This window comes from Paenibacillus sp. MABNR03 (genome assembly GCF_050455445.1).
Taxonomy (GTDB): Bacteria; Bacillota; Bacilli; order Paenibacillales; family Paenibacillaceae; genus Paenibacillus; species Paenibacillus xylanilyticus.
Window position 1 is genome coordinate 472,150 of sequence record NZ_JBCIYR010000002.1, and the last position, 16,240, is coordinate 488,389.

Here is a 16,240-nt window from a genome sequence, read left to right on the forward strand (position 1 = left end):
ATATAATCTCAATAAATCCAATTAGCGTAGGTTCATTACATATTATGCAGGAAACGCTCCCCGGCAATACCCGGAGTTGTCATCTGTTCCGGATGCATGATCTCTTCAAGCTCTTCTATTGTGAGCAATCCGCGTTCCAGGATGATTTCTTGGAGCGAAGCGCCGGTCTTCAGGGCTTCCTTCACGATGGACGCAGCTACATCATAGCCCAAATGCGGATTGAGTGCCGTAATGACGCTGAAGCTTTGTTTCATGATCAAGGCACAGCGTTCGCGGTTTGCTTCCATTTCCTCCACGGCATAACGGGTGAACACATCAATGCCGTTATTCATGATTTTCAAGGATTGCAGCAGGTTGAATGCAATGACTGGCCCCATGACATTCAATTCAAATTGTCCGGCTTCACAGGCCATACAAATGGTATGATCATTCCCCATCACCTGGAAGGAAACCTGGTTGATAACCTCAGCCATAACGGGATTGACCTTCCCTGGCATGATCGAAGAACCGGGCTGGCGAGCCGGAAGGCGGAGTTCGTTGAATCCCGCACGCGGGCCGGATGCCATCATTCGAATGTCGTTACAGATTTTGGACAGGTTGACCGCGCATACTTTGAGTGCAGCAGACAGCTCCATATAAGCATCCGTATTTTGCGTGGCATCCACGAGGTCATCAGCCGTCTGCAGCTTCAGTCCGGTAACATCGGACAAATGCTCGGTTACCTTGAGGATGTACTCCGGTTTGGCATTAAGTCCGGTACCTACTGCCGTAGCGCCCAGATTAATTGTAAGCAGGCGGCGGTTTGCAAATTGCAGACGTTCCATATCGCGTCCCAGCACACGTGCATAGGCACCGAATTCTTGTCCCAGACGGATGGGCACTGCATCCTGAAGATGGGTGCGTCCTACTTTGACCACGTCATTAAATTCCAGTTCCTTTTTAAGAAAAGCGTCCTGCAGCCGCTTCATGGTAGCGAGTAACGTTTCAGACAATCGAAACGCGGCGATTCGCAGTGCTGTTGGAATGACATCGTTGGTGGATTGCGACATGTTCACATGGTTGTTGGGGTTGCAATGGAAGTAGTCCCCTTTGTTCTGCAGCAGCAGTTCAAGTCCGCGATTGGCCAAAATTTCATTCATATTCATATTCATGGAGGTGCCTGCACCGCCCTGAATGGAGTCAACAATAAAATGATCCAGATGATGGCCTTTCATCATCTCTTCTGCGGCCATGACGATGACATCGCCAATTTTGGGTGGCAGCATTTTCAGCTCCATATTCGTGACTGCTGCGGCCTTCTTCACGGCAGCCAGAGCTGTAATCAGCTCCCGGTGCACCGGAACGCCGGTAATCGGGAAGTTTTCCACGGCCCGCACCGTCTGTATTCCGTAATAGGCATAAGCAGGAATTTCTTTTTCACCAATAAAATCTTTCTCCGTCCGTGTGGACATTGTAGACATTTCTTTCGCCTCCAGTGGCATCCAAAAATAGGTCAGCTCCGGCGATGCCGAAGCGCACTCAGTATATCACTTAAGCAAAATGGATGCCAGGCTAAATGATTTTACCCGAATTACCGATAATAATTAAAATTAGGGGTATTAACCTGGCTTCATGCTGGGTGGATCGAGGTGTAACAAACTTATCTTATAAATTATGCACCACAAGGAAGAAAAGGTATTCATGGTGGACAAGATGGGTGTGCATTTGGTTTTTTTCAGTGATGTAGATCACATGATATTTGGTCGATGATTGGTAAAATAGGAAAAAAGGACTATGAGGTGTGAATATGAAGTGGACTTTAGGCGCAAAGACAGTCGCAGGTCTGGTGCTAATTTCAATTATTACGTACGGAACTAGCGGCTTTTTTATATTTTTCCTCCAGGACTGGCTCTCGTTTTCGATGCCAAGCTGGTTATATATCACCTTAGTGCTCATTCTAGGGGTATGCTGGAACGGAATTCTTGGATGGTTCGCCTCACGCTGGCTGACCCGTCCGATTGTTCACCTGGCGAAGGCAGCACAGCAAGTCTCTTCAGGAGATTTGACAGCCGAAATCCCCCAGCGCCGTGCGCAGGACGAGCTAACCGTTTTATATGATGCGTTCCGCGCCATGGTTGCCAATCTGAGAAGTATTGTGAACGACATTGCGGACAGTACGCGTACCACTTCACAGAATGCCCAGTCTCTCAGTGAGGCGATTACCCAGGCGGCAGAACAGATCGAGATGATGTCGGAAGCGGTAGATCACATTGCGGTAGGGGTAGAGGAGCAGAAAGTGACTTCCCACCAGTCGTTGATTACTGCGGACGAGATGTTGAACGATTTCCAACGCATGCACAACCAGTCGATTGGTATGACAGAGATGTCAGGGCAGATGGAACGTTCGGTAGGCCACACGAAGCAGACATTCTCGTTTCTGATGAAGGGAATGGATGAGCTGGCTGTATCGCATAATCGTTCCCGTGACATTATGCTTCTGCTGGAGAAGGAAGCTTCGGACATCGAGGCCATCACACAATCGGTCAAAAACATTGCCGAAGAAACTGCACTGCTTGCCCTGAATGCATCCATTGAGGCGGCTCGTGCCGGGGAAGAGGGAGCAGGGTTTGCAGTTGTTGCGCAGCAGATTCGCAAATTGTCGGACGAGAGTACACAATCGGTTCACCGAATTAACGAACTGATTAGTCGTGTACAGCAGCGCATCCGTGATACGGCCCAGTTGATTCATGAGCAGCATGGACTTGTCGTGACCGAATCCCAGCGGACCATTAATGTGGATCAGACGCTGCAGGAACTGACCGGAACGGTTGAGGTATTTATGAAGGGTGCACATGATATCGGATCCAAAATCGCGGAGCAGACGGTTCGGGTTGAACGGACTCATGGGCACGTAAAACAAATTCAGGGGAAAGCCGGCTCGTTCTCGGACGAGGCCAGACGGATTATGGATGCCGCACATGAAGAAACGGCAATCATGCAGGAAATCTCCTCCTCGGCTGAAGAGCTGAGACAACTCACCGATCGTTTGATGGACAAAACCAAAGCATTTCGGATGCAGCCTTAGGCTGTTTCCGGAATGTTTTTTTCTTTTTATGGATAAAGCCGAACATTCTTTCGTAAAAATAGATGTTTGTAAAGTTTTTTTATGAAACATTAACAAATTCGCAACGACTGGGCGATAAATGACGATATAATAGTATTATTCCATTTTAAAAGAAGGAGCCCAGCATATTGAAAACTTGGACAGGTATCCTGCTGATGATCGTTTTGGCGGTTGTTACCATCAGTACAACCTCAGCTTCCAGAACTTCCAATGAACAACAAAAACAGCTTAACATAGATGATCAATCCAGCCAGACCGAAGCGGTCGTGGCATCCAATATTGAAACGATGAATGAAGCATCCTTTTTATCGAAAGAAGCAGCTCCTGTAAAAAAAGAGAACGTTTCGGTTGCTCCGGAAAATGAAAATGTGAGACTATACCCCATGCAAGTTGAGGGTTCAGGATATATTTACAACGGCATGATTCTTGAAGTGAATGGAAAGACGCGTGAGTTCAGTGAGTGGCAGGGGGAAGGCGGTTCCTACAAACCCGAAGTACATGAACTGGATTTGAATGGAGACGGCAAGAAGGAGATTGTTGTGCTGTTTACCGAAGGACATGGAACAGGTATTTATTTGGGGCAAGCGCACATTATAGATCCGGACACGCTCGAAGAGATGAAGATGGAGTCTCTGGATGAGGTCGTGAAGCAGCATGTCCAATCAAGAGTGGACGTAACGTCAGGGCAAATTACCATTAACGTCGCTGTGAATGGAGTGAATGTAGAACCTTCTAAGATAGAGGGAGAAACGGAAGGCTTAACCTATAGTGATGAACTCAAGTTCGGCGATGTGGTGTATTACAGTGTGGAGAACGGCCAGCTGGTAGTGACAGCGTCCGGTGCATATGGTCCATCTGAGTACGACGGTGATCTGACATTTGTCTATGCCTATCAAGATGGCGAGTGGAAGGCCGTGAACGTGGAATACAGTACAGAAGAGTATGAAGATGAGTATTACGAGTCCTTTGATTGAATTTACTAGGTAGAGAAGAATTAAAGGTTTGATTGCACGTAGGAAAAGAATAACTTATGCTTCTGTCTTTTTAGACAGGGGCAGTAACGGTGAGGCTGAAAAAAACGAGGATATTTAGCCTCGCTTTGTGCTGTGCCAATACAGAAAAATTCCCATAATATTGAATTAAAATGGTTGACAATCCCACTTTAGTCGTTTAAATGTATAAAGGACAATTCAATTTTAGTGTCTGGGAGGGATTTATAATGAAAAAAAAGGTCGTGCTGGGATTAATGGTGGGCACACTGACACTCGGGATTGGTACAGGTGCACTGGCAGCAACAGGGCTTGAGCCAATTAAGGCATATCTGAATAGCAAGATTTCTCTGAAAATGAATGGTGCAACTGTCACAGCCAAAGATGCCAATGGCAAGACGGTACTCCCCATTACCTACAATGGAACAACGTATTTGCCAGTGCGTGCAGTGGGGACATTGCTAGGTACGGAAATCACTTATGACAGTGCAACCTCTTCGGTTCTGATCGGCGGCAATAATGGATCTGCCCCAATCGAAGAGAATAAGTTGTCGTTGAGTTCACTTGGAGAAGCCGTGCTTGGAACCTCCGGGTGGCACACCAAGGACCCGGGCGACACCGAGTACAAAGGGACAGATTACAAAGATGTATATCTTCATACAGACTCCGTGAAACAAGGGGAGAGCTTTCAGATTATGACACAAAAAAAGTATTCCAAGTTACATCTGGAACTGGCAGCCATTGCGGGTTCCCACGACATCAGAATAATAGATCATAATAATACAACACTGAAAACACTCACAGTTGCAGCAGATAGTGGGTTGCAGGGTGTAGATGTTGATGTTTCCGGGGCTGATTTTGTCTTTGTGGAGATCGTTGATGAAGAAGCGGGTTCTTCTCTTTTCGTTCCATTGACCACTTCATATCTGACTAAATAATTTATTCTTGATTAAAAAACGATTATTGTCACGTCGTTATCTGGTCCAGTTGAACCTTCGACGCATCCAATAATCGTTTTTGGTGTGAGAGAAAATGATCTAGAGTTATGAGTTGGTTAACGAATCATCGTGTCCAGCGGTTTCAGATTGGCTTCGATCTCTGCCCGGCGACCTTCAAGGAATGGTGGCAAGGCGAGCGATTCTCCCAGATGGGCTAACTCTTCGTCTGTATCAAAACCAGGCCCATCTGTTGCGAGCTCAAACAGGATGCCATTGGCTTCACGGAAGTACAGGGAACGGAAGTAAAAGCGATCGACGAAACCGGAATTCGGGAAACTGAAATTGCGAACACGTTCCACCCATTGTTTCAATTCTTCTTCATTGTCTACGCGGAAGGCAACATGGTGCACGCTGCCGCGTCCTGGTCTCTCCATCGGCAAGTCGTTGCGTTCCTCAACGTGAACCTCTGATCCGCTTCCTCCTTCGCCGGATTCAAATACGATGACATCCGGCTGCCCTGCGACAAAAGCAGGATAGGTCCCTTTTTGGCGGAAGCCAAGCAGTTCAGTGAGGACCGGAGCCGTCAATGATGCATCCTGAACGGTAAGGTGTACAGGGCCAAGACCGACAATGCCATACTCAGCCGGCACCGGGCTCTGATCCCATGGTTTGCCGCCAGGTACACCTTTATTGTTCTCGTCGGAAACCAGGATCAGACGCTGGCCTTCGAAGTCGGTAAATGAAAGGGTAGCCCGGCCTCCACGGTCCGTGATTTCACCATGAGGGACTTCAAACTCATCAAAACGTTTTATCCAATATTGGAGTGCTTCATCACCAGGAACACGCAGGGAGGTGGCAGAGATGCTGTTAACGCCTTCCCGTGTCTGTCCGGCCATCGGGATTTCGAAGAAGGTAAGCTCAGTGCCGGGATTGCCTTTTTCATCTCCATAGAAGAGGTGATAGACGGAAACGTCGTCCTGGTTTACTGTTTTTTTGATCAGGCGAAGGCCCATGACAGTTGTATAAAAACGATAATTCTCAGCGGCGCGTGCGGTCAGTGCAGATACGTGGTGCAATCCTTTGATTTGCATTTCAATTCCTCCTGAATAAGTGGGATAGGGATATATCTAGTATTTGTATACTTATTTAACTTTTATAAAGCGACTAACTTTTAGTTTGTTTTGATCTGGATTTATCTTAACATAAAGATAATTAGAAAGCAACACCTATATACAACATTCAATGGGATAGACTTTCCCTTCGTTTAATGCCAAAATGAAAAATATGACATTTCGAGATACTACTGCTTGTTTATGAAAGGAGATGGAGATGGGATTTCCCCAGTGGCTCGACCCTTATGATGCAGAGCCCTTTATCATGTTTTCGAATCCACATTTGTGGGCGATGGGCTCATCAGCAATGATGATCATCCTGCTGTTCCTGTTTCGAAACCGATTGAGGGCATGGCCGGAGCGTGCACGTCGAGTGATGCGAATTGCTCTGGCAATCTTCATGCTGGGCTGCGAAGTTGTACTTCAATTCTGGTACGTCTACGGTGGAGTGTGGAATGTAAGGACTTCGTTGCCGCTGGAGCTATGCAGTCTTTCCCTGTTGTTGTCAGCCGTGCTGCTGTTAACACGAAGTCGCCTGCTGCATTCTGCTCTATTGTTTGCAGGGATTGCAGGTGCCCTGATGGCGATCATAACCCCCAACCTGGGATATGCGTATCCACACTTTCGTTTCATTCAATTTTTTACAGCCCATGCCTGTATTATTCTTGCTTTACTCTACATGACCTGGGTGGAACAGCTTCGTCCAAGTTGGAGGTCTGTAGCAGGCTCGATGATTTTTGTGAATGCGGCTGCGCTGGTTGTATACGTAGTGGATGTGCTTCTGGAAGCCAACTATATGTTCCTACGTCACAAGCCGGAAACGGCATCCGTACTTGATATGCTGGGACCTTATCCGCTATATATTTTGGGGGAAGAGGTGCTGGCACTGGTGATGTTCTCGCTGATGTATGTGCTGTTCTTCGCCATCCCAGAGCGATTAAAGAATCGAGTGAAGAAGGGGGAGAAGTTCGGCGGTGTGAACAACTAAAGTTAAAAATAAAAATCCCGCAGTATCCTGAGCATCAGGAGACTGGCGGGATAATTGATTTTTTCGAGAGAAACATATTGGCGAACACGTTATCCACGAAGCAGGGATTCTGCACCATCCACGTAGATACGCGTACCGGTTACATGGGAAGATTCATCGGAAGCCAGGAAAAGCACCAGGTTGGCTACCTGCTCGGACGTGCCGGGTTCGCCTTTGAGCGGATGTTCATGACCTTCCGGGAATTCTACGGGGATCTGCACTTCCTTCAGGTCATCTGAAGGATAAGTATTGTCATCAATATTGGTATCAATGGCACCAGGGCACACCGCGTTGACACGGATCTTGTAACGCGCAAGTTCCAGCGCAGCCATCTTCGTAAAAGCGGTTTGGCCTGCTTTGCTGGAAGCGTATGCAGAGAAACCGACGCCAGAGAACACCCGGTTACCATTAATGGAACTGGTGATGACGATGCTGCCTCCGTGGTCTTTCAGATGCGGGATGGCATACTTGACAGTTGCGAATGTACCGCGCATATTAATCCCCATCGTTTGGTCCCAGTCTTCCGGTTCCATCGTTTCGATAGGGGCCATCGTCCCGTTGATGCCGGCATTCGCGAATACGATATCCAGTTTACCGGCTTCTGCTGCGGCCTGGTTAATTGCCTTCTGCACATGATCGGGTTTGGAGATATCGCATTCGATAACGTTAGCTTCTCCGCCGGCTTTTTCAATCGTCTGCTTCGTTTCTTCTGCGTTTTCGGGTGTACGGTCCAACAGAAATACTTTGGCTCCATGCTCGGCGAAACGTATGGCGGTTGCCTTCCCAATTCCCGAACCACCTCCGGTCACAATCGCTACTTTCCCTTTCAGACGCTGTTCACTCATCCTAATCCCTCCGTGTCCTATAAATTTCAGTGTACTCTCTATCTCTACATACCCGGTTCAGGGGAGGTGAATCATATCCATATATACTTGTCCATATAAAAAAACAGGGCCGCTGAACGGCCCAGTGTGCGTACATAAGATGACGTAGATATAAGATGATATAGCTGAAAGTTATTTATGTTTCTTCCAGTCCAGCGAGCTGTTATTCAGCAAATACTCAAAGTCATTATCCCGCCGTTTTTGTTCCGCTTTGCGAGCTTCCTCCGCCTGCTGGCGTTCCTGTTCCTTGCGCTCTGCCTCGGCAGCTTTAGCCTCATCCGCCTGAGCTTTCAGTTTCTCAAGCACTTCGCTGCTGAGCAGGTCCTTCAGTGTCGTTGGTTTATCCTGAGCTGCTTTGGGAGCAGCAGGTTGTTTTTTGGATTTTGCCATGGAAAAATCTCCTCTCAAACATAAATCAGGTTCCCTGTATCGATCAGTAGTCATAGTATATCAGGTTCCCCGGATCCATTCCAACGAAACGATGCAATAAAAGAAGGAGATTGACTGTTCCGTGACGAATGAAAACGGGTATAAAATCATATAGTATTACCGATACTGCGACTATTCCCTGGAGAAAGGAGTCGTTGTTCGTGGAAGTTGACCGTAGTTTATTGAAAGGGCTTGCATGGGGAATTGCCTTCAGCTGCCCGCTATGGATTGCGATAATTGGCTGGTTCCGTTTGTTGGGGTGGATGCTGTGAGATCAGCGGGTTGCAGAGCTGCTGTGTATATATGACGTAGAGGGCTGTTTTTTAACACCTTCTATGTAAACGCTATCATTGAATAAAGCTCTGCCTTGCGTTTTACGCAGGACAGAGCTTTTGTTTGTCGTGTACCGAGGAGATTTATTCCTCTGGCATTTTTACAGGTTGAGGATATTCCAGCCCGTGAGTATCTACAGTCACTTTTTTCATCACCTGATCGGTAACCGGTTTGTCTTCTTGGCCTATTTCCTGAGCTGCAATTCCATCGACTACGTCCATACCTTCTGTAACTTTGCCGAAGGTAGCATAAGCATTATCAAGATAATCAGCATCGGCTAACATGATGAAAAACTGTGAGCCGGCCGAGTCTAGGTTATCTGATTGACGAGCCATAGAAATCACTCCACGTGTATGATTCAGATGGTTTTTGTGTCCGTTGGATGTGAATTCACCCTTAATGGCATATCCTGGACCTCCCGATCCGTTACCATTCGGATCCCCGCCCTGAATCATGAAGCCTGGAATGACGCGGTGAAAGATCAAGCCATCATAGAAACCCTGATTGGCGAGTGAGATGAAATTGTATACCGTGTTCGGCGCAATCTCCGGATAGAGCTCGATCACGATCTTTTGCCCATCCTGCATTTCAATCGTGGCCACCGGATTTGGCCCTTCAGGAGGAGCCGGAACGGCTTCCGTAGCACCGCTTGAAGGACGTCCGCAACCACTAATAACGATAAGCAGCAGCACCATAATCAGCGATGCAGCTGTTGTTTTTTTCCATCGTAAAGACATGAAAACGTTCCCCCTTGCATCTCTGCATAATATGTTTCAACGGATTTATTTTGGGATAATCCATCAACTATCATACCGTTTTTTGGGACTGAAAGGCAATCCAAGCTTTGATATTGCGGGTCCCAGGGATGGTCTTCATGGAAGCATAGGTGTAAAATAAGGAAAATGCTTCCGCAGCAGGGACGTACGGGTCTGTTCCGTCCGCTCCAATACACGGCAGTCCCGACGTCAGTAACGGAAAGGACGTGCGGGTATATGAACTTCTCGTGGAAGCGTAATTTGGTGATTTTGTGGATTGGTGTGTTTTTTTGCAGCACCGCGTATTCAATCTCCATCCCGTTTCTGCCCTTGTTTCTGAGTGGCGATTTGGGCGTTCGTAATCACCTGGAGTTTTGGTCAGGGCTTGCCTTTGGCATTACGTTTCTGGCCAGTGCGTTGGTGTCTCCCTTCTGGGGGTCACTGGCTGACAAATACGGGCGCAAGCCAATGCTGATCCGGTCGGGATACAGCCTTGCGGTGTTGTATTTGATCAACTATTTTGTACAGGATCCATATTCACTCATCGTTGTTCGGCTATTTCAGGGGCTGCTCGCTGGTTTTGTTCCGGCTGCCATTGCACTGGTGGGCACCAATACGCCGGAAGAGAAGACAGGGTATGCACTGGGGATTATGTCCACGGCCGGAGCTACCGGCGGTATCATTGGTCCGTTAATTGGCGGGGTTGTCAGCCACTACTTTGGCAACCGGAATGCGTTTTTATTTTCGGCCATTGTAGTGTTGGTCTCTGCGATCATCGCAACCTTCTGGGTGAAAGAGGAGAATTTCAACCGCAACAAGGCGCGCTCCCATGTCATGGATGATATTCGTGAAGCCAGGGCGAATCGGTTGTTTGTTACCGTGCTTGGCATGATGGGCATTTGTACATTTTCCGTGATGATCCTGGAGCCGTTATTGACGGTCTACGTCATGGAGATGGGCATTCAGCCGGATCGGGCATCGCTCAGTTCGGGTATTATTTTCTCAGCAGTGGGTGTAGCCACGGTCATTATGGCACCGAGATGGGGGAGAATCGGTCAGCGCGTCGGTTACGGTAAAGTACTGATCATTGGACTCGTAGGTGGGGCAGTGGGGAATTTACTGCAGTTTTTCACTACAGGTTATATCGGATTTGGTGTATTGCGGTTTGTGTATGGCCTGTTCTTCGCAGCTGTGTTTCCGGCCATCAATGCCATGATCGTACAGGTGACTGATCCGGGTTTCCGAGGCAGGGCTTTTAGCCTGAATCAATCCGCATCGCAGATCGGTACGATGGCGGGGCCGATTATCGGCGGTATTCTTGGCGGATGGCTGCCTATTCGCTGGATTTTTATCATTAACGGAATAGCGCTGCTGCTCACCGCCATTGTGGCCAAGTGGTCCGGGTTGGAACATAAACTTCCGGGATCAGGCAGATCAACATCAGAGAAAGCGGTATCAGCGGATCGTTAGATGGATATGAAGAGAGGAGATGGCGCTGTAGCAATACGGCAGCCATCTTTTTACTGTTACAAGCTATGCTGAAATGTCATATAGACTAAAAAAGGAACCCCCCTTCCTTTGCAAGAGGATTCCTTTTATATGAGATATTCAGATTGTACCATTTTAGACTGTTCCACTTCGTATTGCACCTGCGTTATTCTTCAGGATCGGATTTCTCCTTCGGGATGGCATGCTCCACAGCATCACGTTGATCTTCATCCTCCAGGGCATCCGGAAATGAATCTTCCGTAAAAAGTCCAAAATCAGGATCGATATCCCGCTCGGTCACCAGATTATCCGGTGTATGGACATGTTTTTTGTGATCGTCCTCCATTGTGCTGCACCTCCTTATCCCGCTTTTGGGGGGATCGCCAGAACTAACGTCGCGGGAGAATATCATCCTGCGGTTTGGCATCAGCACCGGCACCATTGAGCAGATCGGTACCATGGAGGGCATCCGGGTCAGGTGCAGCAGGATCAACCGGGCTATCCGGCTGCAGAAGATCCGCATCAGGTACGGATTCCAGCGCAGGCTCTGCCAAACGTGATTCCAGTTCCTCGTCTTCTACCGCAGCTGCAGGAGGAAGAGCGGACTCATCGGTTTCGATGCGTCTTCCGGATACTTCATCGAACGTATCCATATCACTTTCCGGCACTTCTGTTTCTGGTGGAATATCGCGGGACCTCTGGTATCGGTCGTAATAGCGGTCGCTCTCGTCATTGCTAATAGGTCTGTCCTGCAAAGGCATAGGTAAGCAACTCCTCTCAAAAAGTTATATTTGATTCCTGCATCGATTGTGCTGATATCTTCAAAAGGTTCATACCCCGTAGTTACCCAAAGGTTAAACGTTGTAATCTCGCGCTTCTTAGCATTCCCTTGGTTGCACCGAATATGACTAAATAGCATGAACTGTTAATTCAACAATGAGGAAGGGGCAGAATAAACCTGAAGAAGCGAAGTAACAGGTGTAGTAATGCCTAGATTGTTATATGTTTTAAAATTTGGGGAATACATATTTGACCAGAAAGTACAGGAAGCCGAAAAAAATGATCACATAAGCCGCATATTTAATAAAAGTGGAGGCGACCATGCTTGAATCCGATTTATGCTGAATGTCTTTCCGTTCTACCTCTACCGTTTTGTGTGGCTCGTTCATTTGAATCATCTCCTTATAGGTGGTGGTTGCTTTGAGGAACCATTACACCCACTGGAGCAAATTGAATCGCAAAGTCGCAATACAGCTTTCGCCCGAGGCCTATGTTATGATGGAGCATGATGAAGCAGGGAGGGATTCCAGTTGGAATGGTACACACTTGGCAATATGATCACTCGAATTCGGATTGGGCAAAAGGCATCTACACCCGGATTTTCGCGCACGGTCATCAGGCGTCCAGATGGGTTGTTCTGGGTTGGTGGCATATGGTCTGGACAAGTTGTCCAATTGCGAGATTTTCTTTTTTCGGATATATGGACGATTTATGAGGATGAGGAAACCGAGCAGTGGTTGAAGTTTCGCGACTCCTATGAACGGACGGAACGCGAGATGATTGAGAACCAGTTCGAAGATCTGCGCGAGTAAAACGAGTGATAACTGGATTTCCCTATTATAAAATGGAAATAAATATAGGGTTAAACCAAAATGTGATTTTTTTCGTTTGTCCCTAGAAGGTGACACGTTAAATCGTGGCGAATCATAAATGATAGAGTTATGGGATTGATAAAATCAGCATGATGTGTCAATGAATTAATGCAAAATGCTCAAAATATGAACTTTGAGGTGCTGTGAATGAAAAATGTGCCCAAAGCTATCATCGTCCTATGGATCAGCCTGTTATTCATCATGTATTGGCCGCAGGGGGTGAGCGCGGCAAGTGTACAGGAAGATAATAGACCTGTCCCCATTACGACATGGGAAGTTAAATGGGGGAATGAACACGATCAGGGATTTATCAGCGAATTGGGAAGACCCGATGAAGTCTGGGAGCGGCAAGGAGTGGACAGGCCGGATTACACCACGGTTAATCCTTCTGCGGAGTCACTTTGGACTCGCTTGACCATTCCACAATTGCACGAGGATAACTCTGCCATTCGCTTTGAAAATATTAAAGGTCAACATATTGTGATTTACCTTGAAGATCGTAAGGTGTATGAAAATTATCATTATAATTACGACAATAATGCGGTGCTTTTACCACTATCCATCAAAAATTCGAATGTTCCACTGTATATATGGACTGAAAATGCCAATGGTCGACTCGGAATATTCGGGACGATTGAGGTAGGGAGATACACCATTTTGCAGGAAAGATATATTCACAATGGCTTGTTGGATGTGATATTAGGGGCGACCTTTCTGTTTACAGCCATTACGATGCTGAGTTGTACGTTCTTTTTCGGCAAGTTCCATAAGGGGTTATGGATCTCGTTATGTATCGTCATGGGTTCAATTGGAACAATGATTATAACATATTCGCAATTTTTATATACGTTCTACCAGATCTACGGGGATCTGTATTCCATACTGTTTGATATGGCGATGCTGGTAGGAATGCCTGCGTTATGTTATTTCTTCGAACAGATTATCGGAAAAGGTCCTTATGGAGTTTTTACCAAGTTGAGAAAATTCCAGCTCGTTTATTCGGGTATTGCGATTATGGCCCTGCTATTATATTTCATATCGAGCGGTCAATGGGATTTCTTTTATGTAATTTTGGTTCAAAAGGCAATCGGCGTCATTTTGGTGATTCTGCTGACTTTGCTAATGATTGGCGCCATCTCCCAAGCGCTTCAGCGAAATAAGGAAGCGATGCTGCTGGCTGCGGGATACAGCACGTTTGCACTTATCAGCGTAGCGGAACTGTTATGGTACTACCAGCGCAATGGCACATATCATCTCATATGGTGGAAGTGGTCTATGGTTGCTTTTATCGTATCGCTTATCGCGATTCTGGGCAGTCGTTTTGCGGAAAAACACAGACAGGTCATTGAATACTCCAAGGAACTGGAGTTGTTCAACAATGAGCTGCAGCGCTCCGAGAAGATGGAGATCATTAGTGAATTGGCTGCTTCTGTGGCCCATGAGGTTCGGAATCCACTCCAGGTGACCAGAGGTTTTCTGCAGCTCATGACTGAGCAGGAAGACAACAAAAATAAGGGGTATGTGCGCATTGCACTGGAAGAACTTGACCGGGCATCAGGGATCATTACGGACTTTCTGACATTTGCCAAACCGGAGTTCGATCATATTGCCTCTCTTAATATTGCAGATGAATTCACTCATATTGAAGGGATTCTGGTGCCTATGGCCAATCTGGAAGGTGGTAAAATAACGACCGATATTCCGCCAGATCTCTGGATCCGAGGCAACTCTTCCAAGTTCAAACAGGCTTTTATTAATATTATCAAAAATAGTATCGAAGCTCTGCAGGGGCAGGGACAGATTGACATATGGGCGTATGCCCAGGATGGAATCATTAAAGTTCATGTAAGGGATAATGGGGAAGGGATGGATGAGGAAGCGCTGGTCCGTCTGGGTGAGCCTTATTTCTCCAACAAAATCAAGGGCACCGGTCTTGGCATGATGGTTACCTTCCGCATCGTGGAAGCGATGCATGGCGAGATTTCATTTACAAGCACAAAAGGGGTAGGAACGGAAGCCGTTGTATCTTTTGCCGAGTTCGTCGATTGACGGACTGGCAGAAGATTTGGCGGCTTCAGTCGTTCTCTACCCCTTGTTCATTTAGTGGTTGCTTAGAGCCTTCAATGGTTTTCTCAGGTTCTCCATGGTCCGCAATTGACGTCATAGTTTACTTTGGACGGATTGGGAGGAATAACAAGAACATAGTCGTTCTGCTGCTCTTCCACCGTACGGATCTTCACCTGTTCCGGAATATCAATGCCGAATGCATCGCGAAGTGCCTGTTTTGGATTGGAGTGCAGTTGTTGTCTGAAATGCTCATCGGTCCAGGCCTTTTCAATAATATCCTCATGCAACGTTCTCTCAGATACCATCATTGTTCAACAATCCCTTCTTATATGAAATTTGAACTTTCACAGCTTCATGACTTCCCGCGGAGGGTTAAGGCATGTTCGCTGATCCAGTAGTGAAACCCGCCTTGATGAAGCGATCTTTTATGCTGCTTGATCGCCTCGACAGCTTGTACAAGTGTCTCGCATAAGTGAGTATCAAAAGCAAACAAGTGCGAAATTCCTGAGTTAGACGATGTTAGCGTATTATGATACCGGTAAGCAATATCTACATATGAGTTCATGATAGGGGTGCTGTACATGTTGTTCCGGATCCGCTCACTTAACGTTCGTGTAGGATAAGGTAGTTTAAGAGCAGCAGAGACATGGGAAAGAAAACTATTGTAATTCCCTTGCGCTGCATCCTGATCCATGTCGTTAAAATCATCTGTCATCTGGAGGGTCATGAGTGCGATGTTAATGTCAGGACATACTGCAGCTATCCGGTGTGTCTGGTCCAGAAGAAGAAGGGCACCTACGGCACCGAGCTGAAGTGGGGCTGCTTTATGGGCAATGAGAAGCGGGTTGTCCTTGAAGTAATCCATCTGTTTCTCGCCGTTAACACTTACAGCCCAATCCGCTACATATTGTCTGAAGTACGTCCAAAACTGGGAGGACGGGCTAAATAAGTCTGAGTAAACACGTAAAGCATCCATATAGTATAGATTACCCAAGGATAACTTCAGCGTACTGTCTTCAGGACGTTCATCCATAACCTCATCCAGATTGAGAAAATACATCATATGAATCAGACAGGCCGTGCTTAACTTGTGTGCAGTCTGTGGGGGGAGTCCGTCTGAAATTTGCATCCAGAGCGGAATAATGTAGCCGATATAGCTGTGACCTGAATCACGCAACAGGGGATTAATCAAATGAAGTTGTTCCAGTGCATGTCCTGCCATCGGTTCAGGATAGTTCTGCACCAGCTGCTCGGCAGCAGCGAACACCACCTCCAAATCGGATCTAAACGGATCAAACCATTCTCTCCGCATCGTTTTCTTACGCCCTTCCTGCAATAAAATGATTAAGGACTATTCGACTAGATCATGGAGTTATACCCAGTATAGCGGATATGAATTGAAAAAAATAGGATCTTTTGTGATGAATTGTGAAATAAATGATGACATTTTGTATTTTTATGGG

At 46.9% G+C, this 16,240-nt stretch carries 17 protein-coding genes; 7 read left to right on the forward strand and 10 right to left on the reverse strand.

Annotated elements, in window-relative coordinates:
• Positions 1-35: 35 nt before the first annotated feature.
• Positions 36-1,460 (reverse strand): aspartate ammonia-lyase, encoded by a 1,425-nt coding sequence (locus AAIH57_RS10700; RefSeq protein WP_430021613.1) that lies wholly within the window; start codon positions 1,458-1,460, stop codon positions 36-38.
• Positions 1,461-1,786: 326 nt separating this feature from the next.
• Between AAIH57_RS10700 and AAIH57_RS10705 the strand changes: the two genes are divergently transcribed.
• The 3 genes from AAIH57_RS10705 (at position 1,787) to AAIH57_RS10715 (ending at position 5,030) form a co-directional block, all read left to right on the forward strand.
• On the forward strand, positions 1,787-3,064 hold the full coding sequence (locus AAIH57_RS10705) for a methyl-accepting chemotaxis protein (RefSeq protein WP_175398092.1): 1,278 nt from the start codon (positions 1,787-1,789) through the stop codon (positions 3,062-3,064).
• A 167-nt stretch (positions 3,065-3,231) separates the two neighbouring features.
• Entirely contained in the window at positions 3,232-4,077 is an 846-nt protein-coding gene (locus AAIH57_RS10710; RefSeq protein ID WP_175398093.1) for a hypothetical protein, read from the forward strand.
• A gap of 245 nt (positions 4,078-4,322) precedes the next feature.
• Positions 4,323-5,030 (forward strand): stalk domain-containing protein, encoded by a 708-nt coding sequence (locus tag AAIH57_RS10715; RefSeq protein WP_175398094.1) that lies wholly within the window; start codon positions 4,323-4,325, stop codon positions 5,028-5,030.
• Between the two features lie 116 nt (positions 5,031-5,146).
• Here the strand turns inward: AAIH57_RS10715 and AAIH57_RS10720 are convergent, their stop codons facing one another.
• A complete protein-coding gene (locus AAIH57_RS10720; RefSeq protein ID WP_430021614.1) occupies positions 5,147-6,121 on the reverse strand; it encodes a ring-cleaving dioxygenase in 975 nt (324 codons plus the stop codon).
• Positions 6,122-6,359: 238 nt separating this feature from the next.
• On the opposite strand from AAIH57_RS10720, the gene AAIH57_RS10725 reads away from it, so the two are divergent.
• Positions 6,360-7,130 (forward strand): TIGR02206 family membrane protein, encoded by a 771-nt coding sequence (locus tag AAIH57_RS10725; RefSeq protein WP_430021615.1) that lies wholly within the window; start codon positions 6,360-6,362, stop codon positions 7,128-7,130.
• An 89-nt stretch (positions 7,131-7,219) separates the two neighbouring features.
• On the opposite strand, the gene AAIH57_RS10730 is transcribed toward AAIH57_RS10725, so the two are convergent.
• From AAIH57_RS10730 to AAIH57_RS10740, 3 genes are all read right to left on the reverse strand, one after another.
• Positions 7,220-8,014 carry an SDR family oxidoreductase gene (locus tag AAIH57_RS10730; RefSeq protein WP_175398097.1) on the reverse strand — a complete coding sequence of 265 codons (795 nt, stop codon included), beginning with the start codon at positions 8,012-8,014 and terminating at the stop codon, positions 7,220-7,222.
• 171 nt (positions 8,015-8,185) lie between these two features.
• Positions 8,186-8,443, reverse strand: coding sequence for a YqkE family protein (locus AAIH57_RS10735; protein WP_430021616.1), 258 nt, complete (start codon positions 8,441-8,443; stop codon positions 8,186-8,188).
• A gap of 455 nt (positions 8,444-8,898) precedes the next feature.
• Positions 8,899-9,552, reverse strand: a complete 654-nt coding sequence (locus AAIH57_RS10740; protein ID WP_175398099.1) for a peptidylprolyl isomerase — start codon at positions 9,550-9,552, stop codon at positions 8,899-8,901.
• A 165-nt stretch (positions 9,553-9,717) separates the two neighbouring features.
• Here AAIH57_RS10740 and AAIH57_RS10745 point away from each other — a divergent pair, with 165 nt between their 5' ends.
• Positions 9,718-11,040 (forward strand): MFS transporter, encoded by a 1,323-nt coding sequence (locus tag AAIH57_RS10745; protein ID WP_430021617.1) that lies wholly within the window; start codon positions 9,718-9,720, stop codon positions 11,038-11,040.
• A 184-nt stretch (positions 11,041-11,224) separates the two neighbouring features.
• Here AAIH57_RS10745 and AAIH57_RS10750 read toward each other — a convergent pair whose 3' ends face one another.
• The 3 genes from AAIH57_RS10750 to AAIH57_RS10760 all read right to left on the reverse strand — a co-directional run bounded on the left by AAIH57_RS10750 (position 11,225) and on the right by AAIH57_RS10760 (position 12,227).
• Positions 11,225-11,404 carry a hypothetical protein gene (locus AAIH57_RS10750; protein WP_430021618.1) on the reverse strand — a complete coding sequence of 60 codons (180 nt, stop codon included), beginning with the start codon at positions 11,402-11,404 and terminating at the stop codon, positions 11,225-11,227.
• 43 nt (positions 11,405-11,447) lie between these two features.
• Positions 11,448-11,819, reverse strand: coding sequence for a hypothetical protein (locus AAIH57_RS10755; protein ID WP_430021619.1), 372 nt, complete (start codon positions 11,817-11,819; stop codon positions 11,448-11,450).
• 246 nt (positions 11,820-12,065) lie between these two features.
• The gene (locus AAIH57_RS10760) at positions 12,066-12,227 is read right to left on the reverse strand and encodes a hypothetical protein (protein ID WP_175398102.1); all 162 of its coding nucleotides are present in this window, start codon (positions 12,225-12,227) and stop codon (positions 12,066-12,068) included.
• Between the two features lie 141 nt (positions 12,228-12,368).
• Between AAIH57_RS10760 and AAIH57_RS10765 the strand changes: the two genes are divergently transcribed.
• A complete protein-coding gene (locus tag AAIH57_RS10765; RefSeq protein ID WP_175398103.1) occupies positions 12,369-12,650 on the forward strand; it encodes a hypothetical protein in 282 nt (93 codons plus the stop codon).
• 207 nt (positions 12,651-12,857) lie between these two features.
• Positions 12,858-14,759, forward strand: coding sequence for an ATP-binding protein (locus AAIH57_RS10770; protein WP_430021620.1), 1,902 nt, complete (start codon positions 12,858-12,860; stop codon positions 14,757-14,759).
• An 83-nt stretch (positions 14,760-14,842) separates the two neighbouring features.
• On the opposite strand, the gene AAIH57_RS10775 is transcribed toward AAIH57_RS10770, so the two are convergent.
• Both AAIH57_RS10775 and AAIH57_RS10780 read right to left on the reverse strand, forming a co-directional pair.
• The gene (locus AAIH57_RS10775; protein ID WP_175398105.1) at positions 14,843-15,085 is read right to left on the reverse strand and encodes an NHLP leader peptide family RiPP precursor; all 243 of its coding nucleotides are present in this window, start codon (positions 15,083-15,085) and stop codon (positions 14,843-14,845) included.
• Between the two features lie 44 nt (positions 15,086-15,129).
• Complete coding sequence (locus AAIH57_RS10780; RefSeq protein WP_430021621.1) at positions 15,130-16,089, reverse strand: hypothetical protein; 960 nt, start codon at positions 16,087-16,089, stop codon at positions 15,130-15,132.
• Positions 16,090-16,240 lie beyond the last annotated feature (151 nt).

Bases quoted from the DNA above. Each gene is read 5' to 3' on its own strand.
- AAIH57_RS10700 (WP_430021613.1), bottom strand. From the start codon at position 1,460: ATGTCTACAATGTCCACACGGACGGAGAAAGATTTTATTGGTGAAAAA.
- AAIH57_RS10705 (WP_175398092.1), top strand. From the start codon at position 1,787: ATGAAGTGGACTTTAGGCGCAAAGACAGTCGCAGGTCTGGTGCTAATT.
- AAIH57_RS10715 (WP_175398094.1), top strand. From the start codon at position 4,323: ATGAAAAAAAAGGTCGTGCTGGGATTAATGGTGGGCACACTGACACTC.
- AAIH57_RS10720 (WP_430021614.1), bottom strand. From the start codon at position 6,121: ATGCAAATCAAAGGATTGCACCACGTATCTGCACTGACCGCACGCGCC.
- AAIH57_RS10725 (WP_430021615.1), top strand. From the start codon at position 6,360: ATGGGATTTCCCCAGTGGCTCGACCCTTATGATGCAGAGCCCTTTATC.
- AAIH57_RS10730 (WP_175398097.1), bottom strand. From the start codon at position 8,014: ATGAGTGAACAGCGTCTGAAAGGGAAAGTAGCGATTGTGACCGGAGGT.
- AAIH57_RS10735 (WP_430021616.1), bottom strand. From the start codon at position 8,443: ATGGCAAAATCCAAAAAACAACCTGCTGCTCCCAAAGCAGCTCAGGAT.
- AAIH57_RS10740 (WP_175398099.1), bottom strand. From the start codon at position 9,552: ATGTCTTTACGATGGAAAAAAACAACAGCTGCATCGCTGATTATGGTG.
- AAIH57_RS10745 (WP_430021617.1), top strand. From the start codon at position 9,718: ATGCTTCCGCAGCAGGGACGTACGGGTCTGTTCCGTCCGCTCCAATAC.
- AAIH57_RS10750 (WP_430021618.1), bottom strand. From the start codon at position 11,404: ATGGAGGACGATCACAAAAAACATGTCCATACACCGGATAATCTGGTG.
- AAIH57_RS10755 (WP_430021619.1), bottom strand. From the start codon at position 11,819: ATGCCTTTGCAGGACAGACCTATTAGCAATGACGAGAGCGACCGCTAT.
- AAIH57_RS10760 (WP_175398102.1), bottom strand. From the start codon at position 12,227: ATGAACGAGCCACACAAAACGGTAGAGGTAGAACGGAAAGACATTCAG.
- AAIH57_RS10770 (WP_430021620.1), top strand. From the start codon at position 12,858: ATGAAAAATGTGCCCAAAGCTATCATCGTCCTATGGATCAGCCTGTTA.
- AAIH57_RS10775 (WP_175398105.1), bottom strand. From the start codon at position 15,085: ATGATGGTATCTGAGAGAACGTTGCATGAGGATATTATTGAAAAGGCC.
- AAIH57_RS10780 (WP_430021621.1), bottom strand. From the start codon at position 16,089: ATGCGGAGAGAATGGTTTGATCCGTTTAGATCCGATTTGGAGGTGGTG.